The sequence below is a fragment of the Micromonospora sp. WMMD987 genome, assembly GCF_029581435.1.
GTDB classification, from domain to species: Bacteria; Actinomycetota; Actinomycetes; order Mycobacteriales; family Micromonosporaceae; genus Micromonospora; species Micromonospora rifamycinica.
Window position 1 is genome coordinate 3244865 of record NZ_CP120861.1, and the last position, 24566, is coordinate 3269430.

Sequence of the window (24566 nt, forward strand, 5' to 3'; positions counted from 1 at the left end):
CCTTTCTCACGTACCGGCCGGCGGCGCGGTTCATTCCACCCCGGCGAGCAGGTCGTCGTGGCCGACGGTGACGGTGAGCCGCCCGGCCGCCGCCTCGGACCGTCGCCGCCGGGCGTACCCGGCCGTACGGTCGGCCAGATCGGGGCGTTGGGCGACGGCGGCGTCGAGCCAACCGTCGAACCACTCCCCGGCCAGCGCGGCCCGGTCCGGGCCGAGCCGCCACGGGCTCGGCCGCACGGTCACCGGCATCCCGTGCCGGACGAACTCCGCGCCGGCCGCGGCGGCGGCGTCCGGTCCGAGCAGCGTCCGGCCGTCGACGGTACGCCGCTGGTGGGCGTCGAACGCGGCGGCGACCTCGGCGTCCAGCGGGTCGGCGGGGTGCAGCGTCACCCGACCGACCACGGAGAGCACGAAGAGGCTGGGGCAGCCGACGCCCGCGCAGGTGGCGACGATCCGGGCGATCTCGTCGGCGGTGAGCATGTCCAGCAGCGCCGACGCGGTGACCAGACCGGCCCCGGCCAGGTCGGCGGTGGTCAGCCGGGTGATGTCGCCCTGCCGGGTGTGCACCTCGACCGGGCTGCCGTCGGCGGCGACCGGCACCGTCGCGCCGGCCCGCTCCAGCAGACCCGGATCCCGGTCGTGCAGCACCCAGCGCTGCGGGCCGGGCAGCAACGGGGCCAGCCAGCGCAGCATCGACCCGGTGCCGCTGCCCAGGTCGTGCACGAGCAGCGGTCGGTCCCCGGTGAGCCGGTGGCGCAGCCGGTCGACCAGCTCCCGGCTGCGGGCGTCGGCGTCGGCGGGCTCCCGGAGCCGCAGCCAGTCGGCGAACGGGTCGGTGGCGTACGCGGTCATGTCCTCACTCCGTCCAGCACCTGGGAGATCATCGTCACGGTCGTCGGCCACCCCGGCAGGTCCGCCCGCCGGTCGCGGGCCGCGTGCCGCAGCCGGTCGCGCAGGTCGGCCGAGTGCAGCCAACGGCGCAGCCCACCGGCCAGCGCCACCGGATCGCCCGGCGGCACCAGCATCCCGGGCGCGGTCCCGTCGGCGGCCCGGCCCAGCGCCTCGGACACCCCGCCGGCCGTGGTGCCCAGCACCGGGAGCCCCCGGGCCAGGGCCTCGACCACCACCATCCCGTACGTCTCGGCGCGGGAGGCCAGCACCAGCAGGTCCGCCCCCGCGTATGCCGCGTCCAGCGCCGGCCCGGACAGTGGCCCGTGCCAGCGCACCCGCCCGGCCAGCCCGGCCCGGTCGACCCGACCCCGCAGCCCGGCCACGAAACCCGGATCGCGGTCCAGCGCGCCGACACAGTCCAGCGTCCACGGCCGGTCGGCGAGTGCGGTCAGCGCGTCGACCAGCACGTCGTACCCCTTGACCGGGGTGACCGCCGCGACGCAGAGCAGCGCCGTGCCGGCCGCCGTGCCGGGAGCGGGGTCGGCCGGATCGACCCCCGGTACCGCCACCGCCACCCGTGCCGGGTCGAGGGGATGCCGGGCCAGCAGCAGGTCGCGGGTCCAGCCACTGGTGGTGACGAGGGCGTCGGCGTGCGGCAGGGCACGCGCCTCGGCGTCGTCGCCGAGCGGCATGTGCACCAGCAGGACCTGGCGCAGCCGACCGGCCTGCGCCGCCAGCAGCTCCGGCACCGTCGAGGCGACCAGCCCGTCGTAGAGCACCAGCGTGCCGTCCGGCAGGGCCGCCAGCACCCCGGCCAGCCGCGCCCGTGCCGCCTCGTCGGGCGACGGCCAGTCCCCGGGCACGCCGTGCTCGCGCACCACCCATCCGGCCGCCGCGAGCCCGGTGCAGACCCGCCGGTCGTACGCGTTGCCGCCGCTGGGCGTGGCCGGGTCGTCGATGTCCCCGGGGAGGACGACGTGCACCGTCGGCACGGGCTACAACGACCGCTCGTAGCTGGCCCAGGCGATGTGCGACTCGTGCAGGGTGACGGTGATCCCGGACAGCTCGCGGGCGCCCTCGCCCAGGCCACCGGCGTGCACCCGGTCGGCGAGCCGGTCGGCGACGGCCCGGCACAGCACCTCGGTGGTGGTGTTCTGCCCGGCGAACGCCGGCTCGTCGTCGAGGTTCCGGTAGGTCAGGTCGGCCAGCACCGCCTTCAGCTCGTCGATCGCCCGGCCGATGTCCACCACGATGCCGTCGTCGTCCAGCTCCGGGCGGCGGAAGGTGGCGTCGACGACGAAGGTGGCCCCGTGCAGCTTCTGCGCCGGCCCGAAGACCTCGCCCCGGAAGCTGTGGGCGATCATGATGTGGTCCCGTACGGTCACGCTGAACACGGCGTCTCCTCGTCGTAGGTGATCAGATGGCACAGCGCGGGCAGTTCCCCCGAGGCCAGGCGGCCGAGCACGTCGGGCAGCTCCGCGAAGCGGGACCGCCCGGTCAGCAGCACGTCGAAGACCGGGTCGGCGAGCAGCTCCAGGGCGAGCGCCAGCCGGTCGCCGAAGTCACGCCGGGCCGCCCGCGCCGGGGAGACCGTGCCGACCTGGCTGCTGCGGACGGTCAACCGGCCGGCGTGGAACGCCCCGCCCAGCGACAGCTCGACCGGCCGGTCGCCGTACCAGCTCAGCTCGACCACGGTGCCCTCCGGGGCGAGCAGGTCCAGACTGCGTTGCAACCCGGCGGCGGTGGCGCTGGCGTGCACCACCAGGTCCCGCCCCCCGGTCGCCGCCTCGGGCGGGGCGAAGTCGACCCCCAGCGCCGAGGCGACCACCGCCCGCGCCGGGTCGGTGTCGACCAGCTCGACCCGGACCCCGGGGAAGCGGGCCAGCAGGGCCGCCACGCTGCACCCCACCATCCCGCCGCCGACCACGCTGACCCGGTCGCCGACCAGCGGCGCGGCATCCCACAGCGCGTTGACCGCCGTCTCCACCGTGCCGGCCAGCACCGCGCGGGCCGCCGGCACGCCGTCGGGCACCGGGGTCACCGCCGACGCCGGCACCACGTACGCGCTCTGGTGCGGGTGCAGGCAGAACACCGTCCGGCCGCGCAACGCCGCCGGACCGTCCTCGACCACCCCGACGCTGAGGTAGCCGTACTTGACCGGGGCGGGGAAGTCGCCCTCCTGGAACGGGGCGCGCATCGCGGCGTACTGGCTCGGTGGCACACTGCCGGTGAACACCAGCGTCTCGGTGCCCCGGCTCACCCCGGAGTAGCGGCTGCGGACCAGCACCTCGTCGGGTCCGGGTGCGGGCAGGGTCACCGGCCTCAGCTCACCGACCCCGGGAGCACGCAGCCAGAAGGCCTGGGCGTCGCGGATCACGCGGTTTTCTCCTCATCTGCCGGCCGGACCGAACGAATCGGCGGCGTGCTGCGTACCCATTACCGAGGTCGTCGATCATAAACACGGAGGCAGGGTGTCCAGGGTTCGAACCGGTCCGGTGCTCGGCCTGGCCGTACAGACCGTCCTGCTGGCCGGGCTGGCCGCGACCGTCGGGCTCGACGTCGCCGGCTGGCTGGCCGGCCTCGGGTACGGCGTGGTCACCTGTGTCGCGCTGCGACGCGGCCTGCGCCGTCGCGGCGCCGACCGGCTCGGGCCGGCGGACCGGGTGACGCTGGCCAGGGGGGTGCTCGTCGGCGGGGTGACCGCCCTGGTCGTGGCCGGTCTGGACGGCACGACCGCGCTGGGGGTGCTGGTGCCGATGACCGCGGTGGCGCTGGCCCTGGACGCGGTGGACGGCTGGGTGGCCCGGCGCACCGGCACGGTCAGCGCGCTCGGCGCCCGGTTCGACATGGAGGTCGACGCGTTCCTCATCCTGGTGCTCAGTGTCCAGGTGGCACCCGCGGTGGGGCCGTGGGTGCTCGCCATCGGCGGCCTGCGGTACGCCTTCGTCGCCGCCGGCCGGCTGCTGCCCTGGCTGCGGGGGGCGCTGCCGCCGCGCTTCTGGCGCAAGGTGGTCGCCGCCGCGCAGGGCGTACTGCTGCTCGTCGTGGCCGCGGACCTGCTGGCCCGACCGGCGGCCGCCGTACTGGCCGCGGTGGCGTTGGCGCTGCTGGTCGAGTCGTTCGGGCACGATGTCGGCTGGCTCTGGTGGCACCGACCCGCCCGGGTCGCCCGGACCACCGCCCCGACGGGTGTCCCGGCGCTGTCCCTGCCCCGGGGATCGTCCGTCGCGGCGCTGCCGTCCGTACCATCGGTGCGACCCCGGGTCGAAGCCATCGCCGACCGGCCGTTCGCCGCCCACCAGCCGGTCTGAGTCGGACCGTCGACCCGGCCCCGGAGCCGGGACCTGCCCAGGAAGGACCATTCGGAGTGTCGTTGTTGTCACGCCTGCGTCGGCCGAGCACGGCAGCCGGGAGTACCGCCACCGGGACCGGCCGACCCACTCCGACAACCGGGCCGGCCGAGCCCGGCACGTCGGCCGAGCCGGCCGCGTCGGTCGAGCGGGCGCAGCCCGGCACGTCGGCCGAACCCGCCGCTTCGGCCGAACCCGCCGCTTCGGCCGAACCCGCCGCTTCGGCCGAACCCGCCGTGTCGGACGGGGCCGCCCGTTCGGTGCCGTCGGCCGACGCCGCCGACGTGTCACCGGCGTCGGCCGCGACCGGACCGGCGGCGCGCTGGCGGCGGGTCGCCGCCCGGGTGACCACCGGGCTGGCCGCGCTGCTGGTCCTGGCGGTGCTGACCGCGCCGGACCGGTACGACCAGCTCACCCCGACGGCGTTCCTGGGGGTGCCGATCGAGGGGCTGGTGGCCGCCGGCCTGTTGCTGGCGCTGCCCGGCCGGGTGCGTCGGCTGGTCGCGGTGCCGGTCGGGGTGGCCCTGGGGCTGGTCGCCATCGTCAAGGTGCTCGACCTGGGCATGTCGGCCAGCCTGGCCCGCCCGTTCGACCTGGTCGTCGACTGGGTGCTGCTGGACGACGGGTACGCCTTCGTCACCGACTCGGTGGGCGGCGGTGGCGCGGTGGCCGCCGCCGCCGGGCTGGTCGCCCTGGTGGTCGCGTTGCTGGTGCTCACCGTCCGGTCGGTGCAGCGGCTGACCCGGGAGGCGACCGGGCACCGCCGGGCCGCCGTCCGGGTGGTCGCCGGACTGACCGCGCTCTGGGTGGCCGCCGCGACCCTCGGCGTGCCGGTCGCCGACTCCGGCACCGCCACCCTGGTCGGCCAGCATGTCGGCCAGGTCGGCGCGGGGCTGCGGGACCGGCGGGAGTTCGCCGGCGAGGTCGCCCGGGACGCCTACCGGGACACCCCGGGGGACCAGTTGCTCACCGCGCTGCGCGGCAAGGACGTGGTGCTGGCCTTCGTGGAGAGCTACGGCCGGGACGCGGTCGAGGACCCGGAGTTCGCCGGCCAGGTCGGCGCGGTGCTCGACGGCGGTACCCGGCGACTGGCCGCCGCCGGCTTCACGGCCCGCAGCGGCTTCCTGACCTCGCCCACCGCCGGTGGCGGAAGCTGGTTGGCCCACGACACGCTGCTGTCCGGGCTGTGGATCGACAACCAGCAGCGACACGACAGTCTGCTGGCCAGCGACCGGCTCACCCTCAACAGGGCGTTCCAGCGGGCCGGCTGGGACACCGTCGGGGTGATGCCGGCGGCCACCTCGCCCTGGCCGGAGGGGGCGTTCTTCGGCTACGACCGCTACCACGACGCGGCCGGGCTGGAGTACCGCGGGCCGCAGTTCAGCTATGCGCCGATGCCCGACCAGTACACCCTGTCCACCTTCCAGCGCCGGGAGCGGGCCACCGGGGACCGGGCGCCGATCATGGCGGAGATCCCGCTGATCTCCAGCCACTCACCGTGGGCGGCGATCCCCCGGATGCTCGACTGGGACCACGTCGGGGACGGCTCGATCTACCGCCGCCCGACGTCGGTGGCGTTCAACCCGAAGGACGTGGTGGGGCGGAGCACCACCGAGGTGCGCACCGGTTACCGCAGGGCCATCGAGTATTCGCTGAACAGCCTGATCTCCTACGTCCAGACGTACGGCGACGACGACCTGGTGCTGGTCTTCCTCGGTGACCACCAACCGTCCCCGCTGGTGACCGGCCCGAACGCCAGCCGGGACGTGCCGATCACCGTGGTCGCCCGCGATCCGGCGGTGCTGGCCCGGGTGGCCGGTTGGGGCTGGCAGGAGGGGCTGCGGCCCGGACCGGACGCGCCGGTGTGGCGGATGGACACGTTCCGGGACCGCTTCCTCGACACGTTCGGTCCGCAGCCACCGGCCCACGTGGCGGCCCCGCGCTGATGCCCCGGCGAGGCGGAACGCCCCGCGCTGACGCTCGGGCGAGGCGGAACGCCCCGCGCTGACGCCCCGGCGAGGCGGGACGCCCCGCGCTGACGCTCCGGCGAGGCGGGACGTCCGGCGGGACGTCCCGCCGTCACGGCACGGTCAGCGCCGCGACGACAGCCGCAACGTGTTGCAGACGTCGACCACCCCGGGCACCTGCCAGGCGACCTGTCCCGCGAACCGCCGGGTGGCCGCGTCGGGGACGAGCCCGCCGAGGATGGCCACCCGGTTCTGCACGGTGACCGTGATCCGTCGGGCCCGCGCACCGACCCCGCCGACGATCCGGTACGCCACCTCGGCGGCCAGCCGTACGTCGTCCCCGGGCGGTCCGGGCGGTCCGGGCTCCGGACGGAACCAGCTCTCGTCGGGCAGCGGCCACGGCATCACCATGCCGTGCTCCTGACCGGGGAGCGGTCGGACCCGGCGGACCGGGACCAGTCCACCGCGTCCCGTCGCGTGTCGAAGACCGGGAAGACCCGGTCCAACCGCATGGTGTGCAGCACGGTGCGGACGAACCGGGACGGCCCGGCGAGGCTGAGCCGCCGGCCACGGTGCCGGGCCTCCTGCCGGGCCCGGACCAGCACCCCGAGCGCGGTGGAGTCGATCAGGTGCACCCGGACCAGGTCGACCACCACGTGCCGGTCGGCGTCGACCGCCTCGGCCAACGCCCCGTGCAGGTCGTCGCCGGTGGCGATGTCGAGGTCCCCGGCGGCGGTGACGACCGCCACCCCGTCCAGGTGTTCGACGCCGAGCACGCCGAGCGGGTCGGCGCGGCGTGCCGCGCGGGCCGGTGGGGCGGGCGCCGGTGCCCCGACGAGTTCGCAGCGGGGGCAGCGGTGCGGACCGGTGGCGAACGGGGAACCGGTCCAGCCCTGCTCGGCGACGAACGTCCACACCACCTCGGCGTCGGGCAGGACGCAGGCCGGGCCGCTCGCCACCGTTCCGCAGCTGTCGCAGATCAGCGTCATCAGCGGGTCGTCCGGTACGACGGTCATCGGTCTCCTCCTTGAGGGTCGACGTCGGTGGCCCGGTGGTCGTGGTGGCCCGGTGGTCGTGGCCCGGCGCACGGTGGTCGACCGGACACCCCGCGCGCCGGGTCACGACCGGATCGGGTGGGTCAGCGCTCGGCACGGCCGCCGGCGGTCCCGACGACCAGCGCCACGGCGACCCCGGCCAGGCCGACCTGCACGATCAGTTGTCGCAGCGTGTAGCCGTCGCCGTCGATGCCGACCAGCCGGCTCAGGATGGTGCCGAGCAGCGCGGCGACCAGGCCGACGGCGAGGGTGAGCCAGAGCGGGAGCTGGGTGCGGCCGGGGACGACGAGCCGGCCCAGCGCGCCGATCACGAGCCCGACGACGACGGCGGCGACGATCCCGGTGCCGCTCACCGGCTGTGCTCCCGCAGCCGGGGCGGGGCGGTCTGCCGGTGGACGGCGGACGGGACCAGGCCGCCGTCCACCGACAGTGCCCTCGGGGTGGTGACCATGGGCAGCACCCGGGACACCCGGGCGGCGCTCAGCACGCGCATCGCCCGGGGGCTGGGATCCCGCAGGGTCAGCACGCCGCCGTGGCGGGCCAGTTGCCGGTGCACGTCGAGCAGCAGCCCGACGGCGGCGGCGTCGAGGTGCCGGCATGCGGAGAGGTCCACCACCACGTGTGCCGGGCGCAGCTCGACGAGCCGGTCGAAGACCTGCCGGGACCGGGCCAGCGCGGCCAGGTCCAGGTCGTCGGTGACGCACACCTCCACCAGCGGTACGGTGCACTCCGGGCGGGACGCTCCCACGATCGCCCTCCTTCCGGTTCGCTGTCCGGATTCCAGCCTGCTGGGCGAGATTGGCGGGGGCCGCGCAGACGTATGTCAGTTGCGTGACAAATTTCGCGTAGCCCACGGCCGGGTCGTCACCGCCGGAGCGCACCGGGCACGATTTGCCGATGGCGGGCGTACTGGTGATCGAGGACGACGACCGGATCCGTCTGGCGCTGCTGCTGGCCCTGGAGGACGAGGGCTATCTGGCGCGCGGGGCGGCCACGGCCGAGGAGGGGCTGCGGGCGCAGCGGCAGGAGACCGCCGACTACGTGCTGGTGGACCTGATGCTGCCCGGTCTGGACGGTTTCGAGTGCATCCGGCAGTTGCGCCGCCACGACGACGTGCCGATCGTGGTGGTCAGCGCCCGCGACGACACCCACGACATCGTCGCCGCGCTGGAGGCGGGCGCGGACGACTACCTGGTCAAGCCGGTCGCCATCAAGGAACTCTCGGCCCGGCTGCGGGCGTTGCGCCGCCGGGGCCGCAGTGCCGTGTCGGTCGGCACGGCGACGGTGCCGGTGCTGGCCTTCGGCGCGCTGGAGATCAGCCCGGAGGCCGGTGAGGTACGCCGGGCCGGGCGGCCCGTGCCGGTGACCCGGACCGAGTTCCGGTTGCTCTGCGAGCTGGCCGAGCACGCCGGGCGGGTGTTGTCCCGGCAGCAACTGCTCAGCCGGGTGTGGGGCTACGAGACCGGCGACGAGCGGCTGGTGGACGTGCACGTGGGCCGGTTGCGGCAGAAGATCGAGGCCGATCCGGCCAACCCCCGGCACCTGGTCACCCTGCGGGGCCTCGGCTACAAGCTGCAACGATGAGGCGGCTCGGCCTGCGGGCCCGGGTCACCGCAGCGTTCGCGATCGGCGCGCTGCTGCTGTCGGCGCTGATGGCCTTGATCTCGTACGAGCTGGTGCGCCGCTCGCTGCTCGACGAGCGGGAGCGGACCGCGCTGCGGGCGGCGTACTTCGACGCGGCGGTGGTCCGTGCCGGTCTGGACACCGACACCCCGGACGTCTACGAGGTGCTGCGCACCCTGGACACCGGTGGCAGCCGCCGGGCGCTGGTGCACCGCGACGGCCGCTGGTACGCCCGGACCGCCGACGAGGGCCCGTCCGGCGCGGTGCCGGCCGGGCTGATGGCGATGGTCGCCGACGGTGAGCCCGGGGTGCAGCGGATCCGGGTCGAGGGGCAGCCCGCGCTGTTGGTCGGGGTGCCGCTGGCGGAGTCGACCGGCTACTACGAGATCACCTCGCTGCGGGAGCTGGAGCAGACGTTCCAGGTGCTGGCGTTGGCGCTGACCGTGGTGGCGGTCACCGTGGCCGGCTCCGGTGCGGCGCTGGGCTGGTACGCCACCCGGCACGGGTTGCGCCCGTTGACGGCGGTGGCCGACGCGGCCGAGAAGATCGCGGCGGGGGACGTCACCGCCCGGCTGGCCCCCGGCACCGACCCGGACCTGGCCCGGCTCTCCACCTCCTTCAACCGGATGGTCGACCAGGTGGCGGTGCGGATCGAACGGGACCGCCGGTTCGCCGCCGACGTCGCCCACGAGCTGCGCTCACCGTTGCAGACGCTGTCGGCGGCGGCGAGCGTGCTGTCCCGGCGTCGGGACGGGTTGGACGATCGCACGGCCACCGCCGCCGGTCTGGTCAGCGAGGAGATCACCCGGTTCCAGCGGCTGGTCAACGACCTGATCGAACTGGCCCGCAGCGACCGGCCGGTGCAGCGGGAGGAGGTCGACGTGCTGGCGCTGGCCCGGGGGGTGTGCCGGGGGCGGGGGTTGCCCGAGTCGCTGGTGGCCGCCGGCCCGCCCCCGCCGGGACTCTGGTCGGTGGACCCTCGGCGGGTGGAGCAGGTGCTGGTCAACCTGCTGGACAACGCGGTCCGTTACGGCGGCGGCCCGGTCGCGGTGCGGCTGTGGGTCTGCGACGGGGTCGGGATGGTGGAGGTCGACGACGAGGGACCGGGGGTGCCGGTGGCCGATCGGAAGGTGGTCTTCGACCGGTTCGTCCGGGGACGGGCGGCACACGACCGGGCCGGCGGGGACGGCACCGGGCTGGGACTGGCGCTGGTCGCCCAGCACGCCGCGGCCCACGGTGGCCGGGCCTCGGTCGGCGACCGGCCCGGCGGCGGCGCCCGGTTCCGGGTGGAGTTGCCGGGGAGCCGGACGTGACCCGGCGCGGCCGGCCCCCGGCCGGGCTCGGGCGGGTGTGCCGGCCCCCGGCCGGGCTCGGGCGGGTGTGCCGGCCCCCGGCCGGGCTCGGGCGGGTGTGCCGGCCCCCGGCCGGGCTCCGGCGGGTGTCACCGTCGGTGCGGTGGTGGGTGCTGCTGCCGGTGGTGGGCCTGCTGCTGACGGCCGCGTGCGGGGTGCCGGTCGACGACCGGCCGAGGGGTGTCGAGCCGCCGTTCGGACCACCGGCCGCCCCGGCCGCCAGCAGTGTCCCGGGCCGGGTGGAACAGGCGTTCTGCCTGGTCCGTGACGGACGACTGGTCCGGACGGTCCGGCAGGTCGACGCCGTCGGTGGAGTGGACGGGCACCTGCGTCGCCTGCTGGCCGGTCCCACCCGGGCCGAACGGGCGGCCGGGCTCGGCACCGCCCTGCCGGGCGCGGTGCACGTGCTCGGGGCCCGGTTGGTCGACGGGCGGGCGCACGTGGAGGTGGAGCCGCTGGGGGAGGAGTCCGGTCGCAGCGACGAGGTGCTGGCGTACGGGCAGATCGTCTGCACGCTGGACAGCCGGGCCGACGTCTCCGGGGTGTCGTTCCTGCTGCGTGGTGGACCGCTGGAGGTGCCCCGGGCCGACGGCTCGCTGTCGGCCGGCCCGTTGACCGCCGCCGACTACCCGGCGGTCACCGGCCCGGACTGACGGCGCCGCCGGGCCCGGGGGACGACCAGCGGGGTGCCGGTCTCCGGGTCCTCGACGATCCGGCAGGGCAGCCCGAACACCTCCTCGACGAGGGCGGCGGTGACCACCTCGCGGGGGTCGCCCTGGGCCACCACCCGACCGTCGCGCATGGCGATCAGGTGGGTGGCGTACCGGGCGGCGTGGTGCAGGTCGTGCAGCACCGCGACCAGGGTCCGGCCCTCCTCCTCGTGCAGCCCGGCGCACAGGTCGAGCACCTCGATCTGGTGGGCGACGTCCAGGTAGGTGGTGGGTTCGTCGAGCAGCAGCAGGGCGGTCTGCTGGGCCAGCGCCATCGCGATCCAGACCCGCTGCCGCTGCCCACCGGACAGTTCGTCGACGGGCCGGTCGGCCAGCTCGCCGACGCCGGTGGCGGCCATCGACCGGGTCACCACCCGCTCGTCCTCGGTGGACCACTGGCGCAGCAGGCCCTGGTGCGGGTAGCGGCCCCGGGCGACCAGGTCGGCCACCGTGATGCCCTCCGGCGCGACCGACGACTGCGGCAGCAGGCCGAGGGTGCGGGCGACCTCCCGCGAGCGCAGCGAGTGGATGTCCCGGCCGTCGAGCAGCACCGTCCCGGTGGTCGGTCGCAGCGTCCGGGCCAGGGCGCGCAGCAGGGTGGACTTGCCGCAGGCGTTGGGGCCGATCACCACCGTGAACGACCGGTCGGGTACGGCCACCGACAGGTCCCGGGCCACCACCCGGCGATCGTAGGCCAGGGTCAGCCCGACCCCGCCCAGCCGACTCTCCGGTGTCACCACGTCCTCCTCAGATCCGGGCCGCGCGGCGTCGCGCGGCGAGCAGCCATACCAGGTAGCCGCCGCCGATCAGGCCGGTGACCACCCCGACGGGGAGCTGGTGGCCGTCGACCGCCCGCTGCGCGGCCAGGTCGGCGGCGAGCAGCAGCACCGCCCCGGTGCCGGCGGCGGCGGCCAGGTTCGGCCCGGGTGCCCGGGTCAGCCGGCGGGCCAGGTGCGGCGCGACCAGGGCGACGAAGGAGACCGGTCCGGCGGCGGCGGCCGCCCCGGCGGCGAGCAGCACCGCCGCGGCGAGCAGCAGGTGCCGGACCCGGGCCACCGGCACGCCGAGCGCGGTGGCGGTGTCGTCACCCAGCTCGATCGTGGACAGCGGCCGGGCGACGCCGACCACCACCGGCGTCAGCAGCCCCAGCAGGCCGAGCAGCGGGACGGCCTGCTCCCAGCCCCGACCGTCGAGGCTGCCGGTGAGCCAGAGCACCGCCCGCGCCGCGTCCATCAGCGGTGCCCGGGTGAGCAGCCAGCCGTTGACGCCGGTGAGGATGGCCGTGGTGCCGATGCCGACCAGCACCAGCCGGTACCCGGGCAGGCCGTGCCGGCCGGCGACCGCCCACAGCAGCAGGCCGGTGGCGAGCCCGCCCAGCAGCGCCGCCCCGGACAGCAGCAGGGTGCCGCCGCCGAGCACCACCACGACCAGCGCGCCGGTGGCCGCGCCCTGGGTGACCCCGAGCACGTCGGGGCTGCCCAGCGGATTGCGGACCAGGGACTGGAGGATCGCGCCGGACAGCGCCAGGGCGGCCCCGACGCCGAGCGCGGTGACCAGCCGGGGCAGCCGCAGCTCGCCGACGATGAAGTCCTCGGCGGGGGTGCCGCCGCCGGTGAGGGTGCGCAGCACGTCGGCGGTGCTCATCGGGTAGTCACCGCCGCCGATCGCGGCCACCCCGAGGACGACGACCAGGGCGGCGACGCCCAGTCCGACGAGCAGGGACCGGCCGTGCCAGCGCACCGACCGTCCGCCGATCCGTACCACCCGCACCGGCGGGCGGGGGCGGGTCGACGGGTCGGCCGGCCGGGTGCGGGTCATCGGCGGGCCACCAGACGCAGGAACAGCGGTCCACCGAGTACGGCGGTGACCAGTCCCACCTGGAGTTCACCGGGTCGGCCGAGGACCCGGCCGAGCACGTCGGCGCCGAGCAGGAGCACCGGTGCGAGCACCGCCGCGTAGGGCAGCAGCCAACGCAGGTCCGGGCCGGTCAGTGCGCGTACCAGGTGGGGGACGAGCAGGCCGACGAAGACGATCGGGCCGCAGGCGGCGGTGGCCGCCCCGCAGAGCAGGGTGACCGCGGTGACGGTGCCGGCCCGGACCAGGGCGGGTCGCGCGCCGAGGGCGCGGGCCGCGTCGTCGCCGAGGGCCAGGGCGTTGAGCGGTCGGGCACCGGCCAGTCCGACCAGCAGTCCGACCAGGATGAACGGGGCCACCGTGCCGACGGTGGTGAAGTCGGCGGTGGCCAGCGAGCCGACGGTCCAGAACCGCAGCCGGTCCAGCGCGGCGGAGTCGAGCAGCATCATCGCGCTGACGTACGAGTAGAGCACCGCGTTGAGGGCGGCCCCGGCCAGCGCCAGCCGCTCCGGGGTGGCCTGCCGGCCGCCGCCGACGGCGTGCACCGCGACGGTCACGGCCACCGCCCCGAGCAGGGCGAACCAGATCCATCCCCGTACCGTGGCGACGCCGAACAGCGCGGTGGCGGTGGCCACGGCGGCGGACGCGCCGGCGTTGATGCCGAGCAGGCCGGGGTCGGCGAGCGGGTTGCGGGTGAGTGCCTGCATGAGCGCGCCGGCCACGCCGAGCGCCGCTCCGGCGAGCAGGCCGAGCAGGGTGCGGGGCAGCCGCATCTGCTGGACCACCGCGTGTTCGGGTGAGGCGGTGCCGAAAAGGCCCTGCCACACCTCGACGGGGGTGAGTTGTCGCGCGCCGACGGCTACGCTGAGCACCACTACGGTGACGAGCAGCAGCAGGCCCGCCCCGAGTCCGGCGGCCCGTGCCCTGGTTCGCCGGCGGGCGGCCACGGTCCCCGGCGGTACAGTGGGTGCGGATAGGGTGGCGGACAGTGTGGACTCCCGGGGCGAGTGCGGCGCATGCCGCCCGTTGACAGCGATTTAGGTTAGGTTAACCTAACCGTGCCGTCGCGGATCGCCGCGGTCCGGGCCTGACCGAAAGACGTCACATGTTGCCTTCCTCGTCCTCACCCCGATTCTCCCGCCGGGGCCTGCTCGCCGCCGGTGGCGGGGCAGCCCTGACCGCTCTCCTCGCCGCCTGCGGCGGGGGCGACGACCCGGCGAAGCCCACCGCGAACGGCTCCGCCGGCCCGTGGAGCTTCACCGACGACCGGCAGCGCAAGGTCGAGGCGGCCAGCGCGCCGACCCGGGTGGTCGCCTTCACCGGGGTGGCCGCCGCGCTCGTCGACTTCGGACTCGACTCCCAGCTCGTCGGCGTGTTCGGCGAGACCACCCGGACCGACGGCTCCCGTGACCCGCAGGCCGGGGACCTCGACGTCGACCGGGTCACCGTGCTCGGCAACGTCTGGGGCGAGTTCAACGTGGAGAAGTACGCCGGGCTCCGCCCCGAGCTGCTGGTCACCCACATGTACGACCCGGACGCCCTCTGGTACGTCCCGGACGAGAGCCGCGACAAGATCCTCCAGCTCGCGCCGAGCGTGGCCATCACCACCGCCCGGACCCCGATGACCCGCCCGATCGAGCGTTACGCCGAGCTGGCCCGCTCGCTCGGCGCGGACCTGTCCGCCGCGAAGGTCACCGCGGCCAAGACCCGGTTCGAGGCCGCCGCCGAGCAGGTCCGGGCAGCGGTCAAGGCCAACCCCGGCATCCGGGTGATGGCGTCGTCCGGCAGCCCCGACCTGTTCTACGTCTCCAACCCGAAGGTCAGCACCGACCTGATGTACTTCGCTGAGTTGGGCGTCGAGATCGTGGTCCCCACCAAGCTCGAAGCCGGTGACTACTTCGAGGCGCTGAGCTGGGAGAACGCCGGCAAGTTCCCCGCCGACCTGATCCTGCTCGACAACCGCTCCACGGCGTTGCAGGCCAAGGACCTCGCGGCAAAGCCCACCTGGGCGCAGCTACCGGCCGTGAGGGCCAACCAGGTCACCCCCTGGGACGCGGTGCCCCGCTTTTCGTACGCGGGCGCGGCCCCGCTGCTGGAGAACCTGGCCACCGCGATCCGCTCCGCCAAGCGCCTCGGCTGACTGTCCGGCCACCGACCGGGTCCTCGACCCGACGCGGTGTCGCCCGCCTCCGTCAGTCCGGACGGTGTCGCCTCCCTCGTCGGGCCGGCGGTGCCGCGTCCCCCTCGCCGTTCCGGTGCGCCAGCCGCCGGGGGCGAGGGGGACGGCGGTCGACGGTTCAGGCCGCTTCGACGGTACGCGTGCGTCGCGCGGTGCGACCCGGCTGCTCCCGCACGGTGCGCCGGTCGTCGGTGACGCCGTTCGTCGTGTCGCCGGCCATGGTCAGCGCCCGATGGGCGTTGCGGGCGGCGTCGCAGGGCCACTGCTGGTGTTCGCAGAGCAGGTTGTCGCAGCGCCCGGCCTGGTCCGGATGGTGTGCGTCGATCACGTCGAGAGCCATTCGCCACAGGAGTGGATCGGTCACCCCGGCGGGCACGGTGGCGCGGGTATGTCGCTGTGGGCGGTCGGTGTCGGGCATGGTCTCCCCCTTTGTCGGTACCGAAGAAGAGTCTCCAGCCTGTCCGGTGGCAAAACCAATGACCTGGGGTGGGAATCACCACCTCGGCCCGGCCCGGTGACCTGTCCGGTACCGCCGGCCGCCGTTTCGGCCCCACCCCCGGGTCCGGGAACTGGCCGCGGCGGCACGGGTCGGGGAGGATGCGGGCATGCTGTTGATCGTCCCCGCCGACCCGCTGCGCCCCCGGCGACCGGACGCGCACTTCGCGCCGGAGGCGCAGGCCGCCCGCGAGGCTGGCCACCGGGTCGCCGTCGTCGACCACGACGCGCTCGCGGCGGGCCGCGACCCGGGACGGGCGGTCGCCGGGATCCCCGCCGCCGACGACGCGGTCTACCGGGGCTGGATGCTGTCCGCCGCCGGGTACGCCGGATTCGCCGAGGCGCTGCGCGCCCGGCAGGTCACCCTGCGTACCGACCCCGACCAGTACCGCCGCGCCCACGAACTACCCGGGTGGTACGCCACGGCGGCGGCGTTCACCCCGGAGTCCCGCTGGACGGTCGGCGTCGACCGGACCGACTTCGACCGGGCACGCACCGGGCTGGGCACCGGCCCGGCGGTGCTGCGCGACTGGACCAAGTCCGCCAAGCACCACTGGCACGAGGCGTGCTTCGTCCCCGAGCTGGCCGACGCGGAGGCCGCCTGGCGGATCGCGACCCGGCTGCGCGAACTGCGCGACGACGACTTCACCGGTGGTTTCGTCCTGCGCCGATTCGAGCCCCTGTCCGGCGTCGAGGTGCGCACCTGGTGGGCCGCCGGCCGATGTGTGCTCACCGGCCCGCACCCGGACACCCCGGGGGAGCTTCCCGACACCCCGGTGGACACCGGGCCGCTGGACCCCGTGCTGTCCGCGCTCGGTCTGCCGTTCGCCACCGCCGACCTGGCCCGGCACGCCGACGGTCGGTGGCGGCTGGTGGAGATCGGCGACGGCCAGGTCAGCGACCGCCCGTCCACCATGGCCCCGGAAGCCCTGATCGCCGCCCTCACCTGACGGCGGGCGGCGGCGGGCGGTGGGCACAGCCGGTGGTGATCAGCAGCAGCGCGGCCAGGTAGGTGGTCATCACCCACAGCCCGTGACCCGGTAGCCGGACACCCGTCGCCTCGACCCCGATCAGCAGGTCGGACAGGAGGAACAGCGCGCCTCCGGTGGCGACCCGCCGGGAGACGCCCCAGCCGGCGGCGGCCATCAGGCTCAGCGCCAGGCTGTAGCCGAGCACCGGCAGCCGCAGGTCGCCCAGCCGGCCCCAGAGCAGCACGTTCCCCGCCGCCCACAGGGCCAGGTACCCGGCGACGGCCACCGCCGGTGGCCGCCGGTGGCGCAGGAACGCGACCATGAACGCCGCCTGGGTGCCGAGGAAACACCCCATCCCGATCAGGAACGCGGTGGTGCCGGGGACCAGCAGCGCCAGGTCACCCGCCGTCGCGCAGATCAGCCCGGTCGCCACCAGGTCCCATCGCCGGCGTACGGCCAGCAGCCAGCCGAGCAGCAGCGGGGCGAGCAGCGGCTTGGCCGCCCACTGCATCGCTGTCGAGTCGAGCGCGACCCCGGTCAGCTCCATGGCGGCGACCAGCCCGAACGACCCGAGCCACCAGCGTCCCGCCACCCCGGCGGCGCGTGGCGACCGGGCGGGCTGTGGTGTCCCGGCCGGCTGGGTCGTCCCGGCAGGCTGTGGTGACCGGGCCGGCCCGGTCGTCCCGGCTGACTCCGGCGCCCCGGCCGACGGTGGCGGCACCGGCACTCCCGCCCGGGACGACCCGCCGCCGGCCTGGTGCGGCCCGGGACGGCCGGGTGGGCGGTCGGACCGGCAACGGCTCATCGGGCGGGCTGCCAGCCGGGGCGGCCGAGGACGTGCCCGAGCCGGTGTCGCCACGAGTCGGCCCGCCGGACGTCGGCCCAGATCGCGGCGTACTCGTGGGTGGCCACCCGCAGCGGGTTGTAGGTGCCGATGTTCGTCGTCAGCCCGTACCGGACGGGGGTGTGTTCCGGCGCGAAGCTGCCGAAGAGCCGGTCCCAGACGATCAGGATGCCGCCGTAGTTGCGGTCCAGGTACTCGCGGTTCGCCCCGTGGTGCACCCGGTGGTGCGACGGGGTGTTGAAGACCCACTCGACCGGTCGGGGTAGCCGGTCGATCCGCTCGGTGTGCAGGAAGAACTGGTAGAGCAGGCTGACCGACTGCTGGAGGAAGATCATCCAGGGTGGGATGCCGAGCAGCGCCAGCGGCAGCCAGAACGGCAGCGAGGTCATCGGTGTCCAGCTCTGCCGCAGCGCGGTGGACAGGTTGAAGTGCGTGCTGGAGTGGTGCACCACGTGGCTGGCCCAGAACAGGCGAACCTCGTGGTGGGTGCGGTGGAACCAGTAGTAGGCCAGGTCGTCGGCGAGGAACAGCAGCACCCAGGTCCCGATGCTGGTGGGGGAGAGCTGCACCGGCGCGACGGTCCACAGCGCGACGTAGAGGCCGACGGTGAGCAGTTTCCACGGGAAGCCGACCAGTTGGCTGCCGGCGCCCATGGCGAGGCTGGTGGTGGTGTCCCGCCGCTCGTAGCCGCGTTCGTCGTCGTCCGGAGCGAACCGGTACGACCACGCCTCGACGGCGATGAGCAGCAGGAACGCCGGTACGGCGTAGAGCACGGCGGGGATCATGTGCGACGTTCCCTTCCGGGGGACGGGCGACGGGGGTGGACGCCCGGGACGGGTCGGCGGGTGGGTGGTCGGGGCGGGCCGGTGGGGATGCGCGACGATCAGCCGCTGGGGGCGGTGAGGGACGCGGTGAGCAGGGTGTGTGCTTCGGTGGCGGCGTCGTCGCCCCGGCCGTCGGCGATCGCGGCGGCCAGCCGGCGGTGCCCGGCGACGTCCAGCAACTCGGCCGCGCGTCGCTGCGGCGGCACCTCGCCGACGGCCAGCGCCCCGGCCACCAGGCTGTTGAAGGAGAGCAGGTAGGCGGTGTTGCCGCTGCCGGTGACGATGTGCCGCCACAGCGCGATGTTGGCGTCGGCCATGGCGGCCAGGTCCGGTGCGAGCGCGGCGAACCGCTCCACGGTGTCGACGACGGTCCGGCCCACCGCTTCGCCGGCCCGTACGGCGCAGCGCCGGGCCGCGTCGACCCCGACGCAGGCGCGCATCTCCATCATGTCCCGGACCAGGTGCTCCACCGGCAGCACGTCGCCGGACTGGACGAGGGACAGGGCCAGGTCGAGGCCGGCGTGCACCCGCCAGTCCAGCACCCGCGTGACCCCGCCCTGGCTGACCCGCAGCAGCCCGAGCTGCTGGAGCCGGCGCAGCGCCTCACGCACGGCGTGCCGGTTGACGGCGAACGCGGCGGCCAGTTCGCGTTCACCGGGCAGCGGGTCGCCCGGCTGGTGCCCTCCGCTGACGATGGCGTCGCGGAGCTGGGCGAAGACGTGGTCGGAGACGGAGCTGCGCGGTACGGGGACGAAGGCCACGGCAGCAGTGTGTCGGCCTACCCATCAACCCGTCAACTGGTTGGACCAGTCGCGCCACAAGAAGTGGCGGCCGGGTCGGGTGACCCGGCCGCCGTCCCGACGGACCTCAGCGGTGGCCGTTACCGGGGGACCTCAGGACCGGCCGCGCTCCGAGCGGTAGCGCCGGATCAGGGCCGCGGTCGAGGAGTCGACGTCGGACAGGTCCGGCGCCTCCCCGGTCAGCTTCGGGGCGAGCTGGTTGGCCATCACCTTGCCCAGCTCCACCCCCCACTGGTCGAACGGGTTGATGTCCCAGATCGCGCCGCAGGTGAACACGATGTGCTCGTAGAGGGCGATGAGCTGGCCCAGCGTCGACGGGGTGAGCTTCGGCGCGATGATCGAGGTGGTCGGGTGGTTACCCGGCATCACCCGGTGCGGCACCACGTCGGCGGGCGTGCCCTCCGCCTCGACCTGCTCCCTCGTCCGGCCGAAGGCCAGCGCCGCGGTCTGCGCGAAGAAGTTCGACATGAACAGGTCGTGCATCTCGCCCAGATCGTGCTGGGGCTGGCTGAACGCGATGAAGTCCGCCGGGATCAGCAGGGTGCCCTGGTGGATGAGCTGGTAGAAGGCGTGCTGGCCGTTGGTGCCCGGCTCGCCCCAGAAGATCTCCCCGGTCGGGTGGTCCACCGGCGTGCCGTCGAAGGTCACCGACTTGCCGTTGCTCTCCATGGTGAGCTGTTGCAGGTAGGCGGGGAACCGGTGCAGGTACTGCGAGTACGGCAGCACCGCGTGGGTCTGCGCGCCGAGGAAGTCGACGTACCAGACGTTGAGCAGGCCCAGCAGCGCCGGCACGTTCCGCTCCACCGGTGCGGTGCGGAAGTGCTCGTCGACGGCGTGGTAGCCGGCCAGCAGCTCGCCGAACCGGTCCGGCCCGATCGCCAGCATCACCGACAGTCCGACCGCCGACGGCAGCGAGTACCGGCCACCCACCCAGTCCCAGAAGCCGAACATGTTCTCCGGGTCGATGCCGAAGGCGGCGACCCGGTCGGCGTTGGTGCTCACCGCCACGAAGTGCTTCGCGATCGCCGTGTCGTCGTCGGCGTCCAGGCCCGACAGCAGCCAGGTCTTCGCCTGCTCGGCGTTGGCCAGCGTCTCCTGGGTGGAGAAGGTCTTCGAGACCACCACGAACAGGGTGCTCGCCGGGTCCAGGTCGTGGGTCTTGTCGTGGATGTCGGTCGGGTCGATGTTGGAGACGAACCGGCAGTGGATCCCCGCGTCCCGGTACGCCTTGAGCGCCTCGTACGCCATCACCGGCCCGAGGTCGGATCCGCCGATGCCGATGTTGACCACCGTGCGGATCCGCTCGCCGGTGTGCCCGCGCCACTGGCCGGTGCGGACCCGCTCGCTGAACGCGGCCATCCGGTCCAGCACCCGGTGCACGTCGGCCACCACGTCCTGCCCGTCCACGGTCAGCGCGGCGTCGCGCGGCAGCCGCAGCGCGGTGTGCAGCACGGCCCGGTCCTCGGTGGTGTTGATGTGCTCCCCGGCGAACATGGCGGCGATCCGGCCGGTCAGCCCGACCCGCCCGGCCAGCGCGGTGAGCAGCCCGATCGTCTCGTCGGTGACGAGGTTCTTGCTGTAGTCGACGTGCAGGTCGGCGACCTCGCCGGTGAGCCGCTCACCCCGTTGCCGGTCGGCCGCGAACAGCTCCCGCAGGTGGGTGCCGCGCATCGTCTCGGCGTGCTTGCGCAGCGCCTGCCATTCGTCGGTGGTGGTCACACTCGCAGCCATCGGGTCGATCTTCTCCTTCACGACGGTCGTCGGCGCGTGGTGCCGCCGACGGTTCGCGTCCCAGCCTGCCACCCGGGGCCCGGCCCCGCGACGCGACCCGGCGCACCGGGCGGCGCGGCGTGCCCCACGACACGCCAATGCGACAGGTGTACGACACGCCGCCACGGCGAGACAGCCCGTCGTCGCTGACAGTAGGCTCGCCCGTGCCCAGCCCCCTTCGGCCCGGGAGGAACCATGGCGACGGTGACCGGTCCCCGCCGTGCGACCGGCGCGGACGAGCCCGCCGAGACGGGTGCCGCCGACGCCACCGACGCGGGGCTCGACCTGCCGGAGCTGGCCGACGGCGCCTGGATGCACCACGCCACCGCGTTCGCGCACACCAGCTTCCGCGCGGTGGCCCGGCGGCTGCCCCGGCTGGTGCGCGAGGCCGTCGCGTTGGCCTGGGCCACCAGCCGGCGCGACACCCTCGCCGCGATCGGCCTGAACCTCGCCGCCGGGGTGATGACCACGCTGGGCCTGCTCGCCACCACCGGGGTCCTGCGGGAGTTGTTCGCGGCCGGCCCGACGCCGGACCGGGTCCGGGCGGCGCTGCCGGCGCTGGTGCTGGCCGCGGCGGCGGTGGCCGCCAAGGGCACCCTGACCGTCACCGCCGGTTGGGCGCAGGCCCGGCTGATCCCGCAGATCACCTACGCGGTCGAGCTGCGGCTGTTCGAGACCACCACGGCGGTCGAGTTGGCCGCCTTCGACGACGCCGGGTTCGCCGAGGAGATGGACCGGGTCCGTGACCGGGGCGTGGCCGAGGCGGCGTCCATCGTCGACCACACGGTCAACCTGATCACCGGGGTGGTGGGCGTGCTGGCCACCGCCGCCGCGGTGACCGTGATCCAGCCGTTGCTGCTGCCGTGCCTGCTGCTCGCCGCGGTGCCCGAGGCGGTCACCGCGGTCAGGATGGCCCGCCGCCAGTACCTCGACATGCTGGCCCGGATCAACCGGCGTCGCCGGATGTGGATGCTGGCCAACCTGATGGCCAACCGGCACACCGCCGCCGAGGTGCGGGCCTACCAGATGCGCGACTTCCTGCTCACCGAGTTCCGCCGGATGATGAACACCGAGACGGCCGCGCTGCTGCGGTTGGCCCGCGCGCAGAGCCGGACCCGGGCCGTCGGGATGTCCATCGGGGGGATCGCCGCCTTCGCGGTCTACGCCGTCCTCGGTGGGTTGCTGCTCGCCGGCTTCGTCGCGCTGGCCGCGGCGGCGACCGCGCTGCTCGCCCTCCAGTCGGCCCGCAGCAGCCTGGCCCTCGCCGTCTTCGCCACCAACAACCTCTACGAGGACGCCCTCTACTACCAGGACTACCGGGACTTCCTCGACCGTGCCGAGGGGCGCGGCGGCACCGGGACGGGCCGGCCCGCCACCGGGTTCGACACCATCGAGCTGGACCGGGTCAGCCTGCGCTACCCGGACACCGACACTCCGGCCGTCGACGAGGTCAGCCTCACCGTCCGGCGGGGCGAGGTGGTCGCGCTGGTCGGGGAGAACGGCTCCGGCAAGACCACCCTGGCCAAGCTGATCGCCGGTCTCTACCGCCCCACCGGCGGGGTCATCCGGTGGGACGGTGTCGACGTGGCCGAGCTGGACCCGGCGTCGACTGCCGCGCAGGTGGCGGTGGTGACCCAGGAGTGGTGGAAGTTCCCGTTCACCGCCGCGCAGAACATCCGTGTCGGCCGGTACGACCGGACCCCGGACATGGCCGGGCCCACCGTCGAGGACGCCGCCCGGTCGGCCGCCGCGCACGACATGATCGCCGGGTTGCCGTTCGGCTACGACACCCTGCTGGCCCGGGAGTTCAAGAACGGACACGACCTCTCCGGCGGGCAGTGGCAGCGGCTGGTGGCTGCGCGGGGCCTCTACCGGGACGCCCGGCTGCTGATCTGCGACGAGCCGTCGGCCGCCCTCGACGCCCGCGCCGAACACGCGCTCTTCGAACAGCTGCGGCGGCGGCCCGACCGGACGGTCGTGCTGATCACCCACCGGCTGGCCAACGTCCGGCACGCCGACCAGATCTTCGTGATGGACCACGGTCGGCTGGTGCAGCAGGGCGACCACGACACGCTGATGGCCGCCGACGGACCCTACCGGGAGCTGTTCGCGTTGCAGGCGAGCGGCTACCTCGACGCCACCGGGCGGCGCGGCTCAGATATCGACGTTCGTTGAACTCCGAGAGATGTTTCGATAGCGTCATCCGGGTAACCGCTCGACCTCGGCGGTGGCGGCTGAGCGACGACACAGGCGGGTGTGGCCTCCGGGCGACCACACCGCCTCCCCGGCCGGCCACCGCACTCGGGCGCGGGTCGGGACGGTGCACCCCCCACCGTCTTGAAAGGCGTCTGCCATGAACCCTGTGTCCGCCCGCAGCAGCGGGCGTCGGACGACACCGCCGCGGCTGCGTGCCGCACTGGTCTCGATCGCCACCGGCGTGGTCGCCGTCGGCACCACCGTCGCCCTCGCCTCCAGTGCCAGCGCCGGCACCACCCTCGGTGCCGCCGCCGCCGAGACGGGCCGCTACTTCGGCGCCGCGGTGGCGGTGAACCGGCTCTCCGACTCCGTCTACGTGGGCATCCTGAACCGTGAGTTCACCTCGGTCACCGCCGAGAACGAGATGAAGTGGGACGCCACCGAGCCCAGCCCGAACCAGTTCACCTTCGCCAGCGGCGACAAGCTGGTCAGCCACGCCCGGGCCCACGGGATGCGGGTCCGGGGTCACGCGTTGGCCTGGCACCAGCAGCAACCGCGCTGGACGGCGGTCCTGTCCGGCACGGCCCTGCGCAACGCCATGCTCAACCACGTCACCCAGGTCGCCACCCACTACCGGGGCAGGATCGACGCGTGGAACGTGGTGAACGAGGCGTTCGCCGACGGTGGCAGCGGCGCTCGTCGTGACTCCAACCTGCAGCGCACCGGTGACGACTGGATCGAGGCGGCGTTCCGGGCCGCCCGGGCCGCCGACCCGGGCGCGAAGCTCTGCTACAACGACTACTACACCGACGGGCAGAACCCGAAGAGCAACAGCGTGTACGCCATGGTCCAGGACTTCAAGGCCCGGGGCGTGCCGATCGACTGCGTCGGCTTCCAGTCCCACTTCACCGCCCAGTCGCCGGTGCCGTCGGACTACCAGGCCAACCTCCAGCGTTTCGCGGACCTCGGCGTCGAGGTGCAGATCACCGAGCTGGACGTCGAGGGCTCCGGCAGCTCCCAGGCCGACAGCTACTCCCGCGTGGTCCGGGCCTGCCTGGCGATCTCCCGCTGCACCGGCATCACCGTCTCCGGCATCCGGGACACCGACTCGTGGCGGTCCAGCGCCACGCCGCTGCTCTTCGACGGCAACGGCACCAAGAAGGCCGCGTACACCTCCACGCTGGACGCGCTCAACGCGGGCGGCACCACCGTCCCGCCGACCACCACGACCCCGCCGCCGACCACGACTCCGCCGCCGACCACCACCCCACCGCCGACCACGACTCCGCCGCCCGGCGACGGTGACTGCACCGCGTCGGTGTCGCTCAGCTCCTGGCCCGGCGGCTTCGTGGCCACCGTGAAGGTCACCGCCGGTCCGGCCGGGCTCGACGGTTGGGTGGTCGGCCTGACCCTGCCGTCGGGGACCACCGTCACCAACGCCTGGAGCGCACAGCACACCGTCGCCACCGGTGACGTCAGCTTCCGCAACGCCGAATACAACGGCACCGTCGGCGCGGGGATCGGCACCGAGTTCGGTTTCCAGGGCACCGGCGACGGTCCCACCGGCACGGCGACCTGCGCCCGCGCCTGACCCCGGTCCGATCCCGGACCCGGCGCGACGGCGACGCCCGCCGCGCCGGCCGGTCGGCCGCCCGTCGCACCCGGGCGGCCGACAGGTCCGCGCG

General features: G+C 74.6%; 24 protein-coding genes and 1 pseudogene. 9 read left to right on the forward strand and 16 right to left on the reverse strand.

Translation table 11 applies throughout. From position 1 onward, the window contains the following. Positions 1 to 30 precede the first annotated feature (30 nt). From O7612_RS13565 to O7612_RS13580, 4 genes are read right to left on the reverse strand one after another with little or no spacing between them, the layout of a single operon-like run. Positions 31 to 852: a class I SAM-dependent methyltransferase gene (locus tag O7612_RS13565; RefSeq protein ID WP_282273595.1), complete on the reverse strand. Its 822-nt coding sequence runs from the start codon at positions 850 to 852 to the stop codon at positions 31 to 33. Next, a complete protein-coding gene (locus tag O7612_RS13570; protein WP_282273596.1) occupies positions 849 to 1883 on the reverse strand; it encodes a glycosyltransferase family 4 protein in 1035 nt (344 codons plus the stop codon). The genes O7612_RS13565 and O7612_RS13570 overlap by 4 nt, the downstream gene beginning before the upstream one ends. Before the next feature lie 3 nt (positions 1884 to 1886). Next, a complete protein-coding gene (locus tag O7612_RS13575) occupies positions 1887 to 2285 on the reverse strand; it encodes a 6-carboxytetrahydropterin synthase (RefSeq protein ID WP_282273597.1) in 399 nt (132 codons plus the stop codon). Continuing rightward, entirely contained in the window at positions 2273 to 3268 is a 996-nt protein-coding gene (locus O7612_RS13580; RefSeq protein WP_282273598.1) for a zinc-binding alcohol dehydrogenase, read from the reverse strand. The genes O7612_RS13575 and O7612_RS13580 overlap by 13 nt, the downstream gene beginning before the upstream one ends. 94 nt (positions 3269 to 3362) lie before the next feature. Here O7612_RS13580 and O7612_RS13585 point away from each other — a divergent pair, with 94 nt between their 5' ends. Further along, positions 3363 to 4202, forward strand: coding sequence for a CDP-alcohol phosphatidyltransferase family protein (locus O7612_RS13585; RefSeq protein ID WP_282273599.1), 840 nt, complete (start codon positions 3363 to 3365; stop codon positions 4200 to 4202). 350 nt (positions 4203 to 4552) lie between these two features. Further along, positions 4553 to 6187: pseudogene (locus O7612_RS13590) on the forward strand (sulfatase-like hydrolase/transferase); the annotation flags it as partial. 144 nt (positions 6188 to 6331) lie between these two features. Here O7612_RS13590 and O7612_RS13595 read toward each other — a convergent pair. The 4 genes from O7612_RS13595 to O7612_RS13610 form a co-directional block, all read right to left on the reverse strand. Beyond that, positions 6332 to 6619, reverse strand: coding sequence for a BON domain-containing protein (locus O7612_RS13595; RefSeq protein WP_282273600.1), 288 nt, complete (start codon positions 6617 to 6619; stop codon positions 6332 to 6334). Beyond that, a complete protein-coding gene (locus O7612_RS13600; protein ID WP_282273601.1) occupies positions 6613 to 7224 on the reverse strand; it encodes an STAS domain-containing protein in 612 nt (203 codons plus the stop codon). The genes O7612_RS13595 and O7612_RS13600 overlap by 7 nt, the downstream gene beginning before the upstream one ends. A gap of 122 nt (positions 7225 to 7346) precedes the next feature. Further along, positions 7347 to 7616, reverse strand: coding sequence for a transglycosylase (locus O7612_RS13605; protein ID WP_067306388.1), 270 nt, complete (start codon positions 7614 to 7616; stop codon positions 7347 to 7349). Beyond that, positions 7613 to 8011, reverse strand: coding sequence for an STAS domain-containing protein (locus O7612_RS13610; protein ID WP_282273602.1), 399 nt, complete (start codon positions 8009 to 8011; stop codon positions 7613 to 7615). Before O7612_RS13610 ends, O7612_RS13605 begins: the two co-directional genes overlap by 4 nt. Before the next feature lie 149 nt (positions 8012 to 8160). On the opposite strand from O7612_RS13610, the gene O7612_RS13615 reads away from it, so the two are divergent. The 3 genes from O7612_RS13615 (at position 8161) to O7612_RS13625 (ending at position 10891) form a co-directional block, all read left to right on the forward strand. After that, the gene (locus O7612_RS13615) at positions 8161 to 8847 is read left to right on the forward strand and encodes a response regulator transcription factor (protein WP_282273603.1); all 687 of its coding nucleotides are present in this window, start codon (positions 8161 to 8163) and stop codon (positions 8845 to 8847) included. Next, a complete protein-coding gene (locus O7612_RS13620; protein ID WP_282273604.1) occupies positions 8844 to 10199 on the forward strand; it encodes a HAMP domain-containing sensor histidine kinase in 1356 nt (451 codons plus the stop codon). Before O7612_RS13615 ends, O7612_RS13620 begins: the two co-directional genes overlap by 4 nt. A 137-nt stretch (positions 10200 to 10336) precedes the next feature. Next, positions 10337 to 10891 carry a GerMN domain-containing protein gene (locus O7612_RS13625; RefSeq protein ID WP_282273605.1) on the forward strand — a complete coding sequence of 185 codons (555 nt, stop codon included), beginning with the start codon at positions 10337 to 10339 and terminating at the stop codon, positions 10889 to 10891. On the opposite strand, the gene O7612_RS13630 is transcribed toward O7612_RS13625, so the two are convergent. Genes O7612_RS13630 through O7612_RS13640 form a run of 3 tightly spaced genes read right to left on the reverse strand, consistent with a single transcriptional unit; the run spans position 10864 to position 13749 of the window. Then, complete coding sequence (locus O7612_RS13630) at positions 10864 to 11652, reverse strand: ABC transporter ATP-binding protein (protein ID WP_282273896.1); 789 nt, start codon at positions 11650 to 11652, stop codon at positions 10864 to 10866. The genes O7612_RS13625 and O7612_RS13630 overlap by 28 nt on opposite strands. A 43-nt stretch (positions 11653 to 11695) precedes the next feature. Next, on the reverse strand, positions 11696 to 12718 hold the full coding sequence (locus tag O7612_RS13635) for an iron chelate uptake ABC transporter family permease subunit (protein ID WP_282273897.1): 1023 nt from the start codon (positions 12716 to 12718) through the stop codon (positions 11696 to 11698). A 44-nt stretch (positions 12719 to 12762) separates the two neighbouring features. Further along, positions 12763 to 13749: an iron chelate uptake ABC transporter family permease subunit gene (locus O7612_RS13640; protein WP_348774288.1), complete on the reverse strand. Its 987-nt coding sequence runs from the start codon at positions 13747 to 13749 to the stop codon at positions 12763 to 12765. Between the two features lie 158 nt (positions 13750 to 13907). On the opposite strand from O7612_RS13640, the gene O7612_RS13645 reads away from it, so the two are divergent. After that, entirely contained in the window at positions 13908 to 14942 is a 1035-nt protein-coding gene (locus O7612_RS13645; RefSeq protein ID WP_282273606.1) for an ABC transporter substrate-binding protein, read from the forward strand. Positions 14943 to 15099: 157 nt separating this feature from the next. Here O7612_RS13645 and O7612_RS13650 read toward each other — a convergent pair whose 3' ends face one another. Then, entirely contained in the window at positions 15100 to 15399 is a 300-nt protein-coding gene (locus O7612_RS13650) for a hypothetical protein (protein ID WP_282273607.1), read from the reverse strand. A 187-nt stretch (positions 15400 to 15586) separates the two neighbouring features. On the opposite strand from O7612_RS13650, the gene O7612_RS13655 reads away from it, so the two are divergent. Then, on the forward strand, positions 15587 to 16426 hold the full coding sequence (locus tag O7612_RS13655) for an ATP-grasp domain-containing protein (protein ID WP_282273608.1): 840 nt from the start codon (positions 15587 to 15589) through the stop codon (positions 16424 to 16426). Here the strand turns inward: O7612_RS13655 and O7612_RS13660 are convergent. The 4 genes from O7612_RS13660 to pgi form a co-directional block, all read right to left on the reverse strand. Continuing rightward, positions 16419 to 17039: a lysoplasmalogenase gene (locus tag O7612_RS13660; RefSeq protein WP_282273609.1), complete on the reverse strand. Its 621-nt coding sequence runs from the start codon at positions 17037 to 17039 to the stop codon at positions 16419 to 16421. The genes O7612_RS13655 and O7612_RS13660 overlap by 8 nt on opposite strands. A 209-nt stretch (positions 17040 to 17248) precedes the next feature. Further along, positions 17249 to 18076: a sterol desaturase family protein gene (locus tag O7612_RS13665; RefSeq protein WP_282273610.1), complete on the reverse strand. Its 828-nt coding sequence runs from the start codon at positions 18074 to 18076 to the stop codon at positions 17249 to 17251. Between the two features lie 98 nt (positions 18077 to 18174). Beyond that, complete coding sequence (locus tag O7612_RS13670; RefSeq protein WP_282273611.1) at positions 18175 to 18876, reverse strand: GntR family transcriptional regulator; 702 nt, start codon at positions 18874 to 18876, stop codon at positions 18175 to 18177. A 132-nt stretch (positions 18877 to 19008) separates the two neighbouring features. Next, a complete protein-coding gene (pgi, locus tag O7612_RS13675) occupies positions 19009 to 20646 on the reverse strand; it encodes a glucose-6-phosphate isomerase (RefSeq protein WP_282273612.1) in 1638 nt (545 codons plus the stop codon). Between the two features lie 234 nt (positions 20647 to 20880). Here pgi and O7612_RS13680 point away from each other — a divergent pair, with 234 nt between their 5' ends. Together O7612_RS13680 and O7612_RS13685 are read left to right on the forward strand one after the other, a co-directional pair. Then, positions 20881 to 22860 carry an ABC transporter ATP-binding protein gene (locus O7612_RS13680; RefSeq protein WP_282273613.1) on the forward strand — a complete coding sequence of 660 codons (1980 nt, stop codon included), beginning with the start codon at positions 20881 to 20883 and terminating at the stop codon, positions 22858 to 22860. 178 nt (positions 22861 to 23038) lie between these two features. After that, positions 23039 to 24472, forward strand: coding sequence for an endo-1,4-beta-xylanase (locus O7612_RS13685; protein ID WP_282273614.1), 1434 nt, complete (start codon positions 23039 to 23041; stop codon positions 24470 to 24472). Positions 24473 to 24566 lie beyond the last annotated feature (94 nt).

Excerpts from the sequence above, each read along its gene's own strand:
- O7612_RS13645 (WP_282273606.1), top strand. The coding sequence starts at position 13,908 with ATGTTGCCTTCCTCGTCCTCACCCCGATTCTCCCGCCGGGGCCTGCTC.
- pgi (WP_282273612.1), bottom strand. The coding sequence starts at position 20,646 with ATGGCTGCGAGTGTGACCACCACCGACGAATGGCAGGCGCTGCGCAAG.
- O7612_RS13650 (WP_282273607.1), bottom strand. The coding sequence starts at position 15,399 with ATGCCCGACACCGACCGCCCACAGCGACATACCCGCGCCACCGTGCCC.
- O7612_RS13615 (WP_282273603.1), top strand. The coding sequence starts at position 8,161 with ATGGCGGGCGTACTGGTGATCGAGGACGACGACCGGATCCGTCTGGCG.
- O7612_RS13665 (WP_282273610.1), bottom strand. The coding sequence starts at position 18,076 with ATGATCCCCGCCGTGCTCTACGCCGTACCGGCGTTCCTGCTGCTCATC.
- O7612_RS13565 (WP_282273595.1), bottom strand. The coding sequence starts at position 852 with ATGACCGCGTACGCCACCGACCCGTTCGCCGACTGGCTGCGGCTCCGG.
- O7612_RS13595 (WP_282273600.1), bottom strand. The coding sequence starts at position 6,619 with ATGGTGATGCCGTGGCCGCTGCCCGACGAGAGCTGGTTCCGTCCGGAG.
- O7612_RS13655 (WP_282273608.1), top strand. The coding sequence starts at position 15,587 with ATGCTGTTGATCGTCCCCGCCGACCCGCTGCGCCCCCGGCGACCGGAC.
- O7612_RS13600 (WP_282273601.1), bottom strand. The coding sequence starts at position 7,224 with ATGACCGTCGTACCGGACGACCCGCTGATGACGCTGATCTGCGACAGC.
- O7612_RS13685 (WP_282273614.1), top strand. The coding sequence starts at position 23,039 with ATGAACCCTGTGTCCGCCCGCAGCAGCGGGCGTCGGACGACACCGCCG.
- O7612_RS13680 (WP_282273613.1), top strand. The coding sequence starts at position 20,881 with ATGGCGACGGTGACCGGTCCCCGCCGTGCGACCGGCGCGGACGAGCCC.
- O7612_RS13620 (WP_282273604.1), top strand. The coding sequence starts at position 8,844 with ATGAGGCGGCTCGGCCTGCGGGCCCGGGTCACCGCAGCGTTCGCGATC.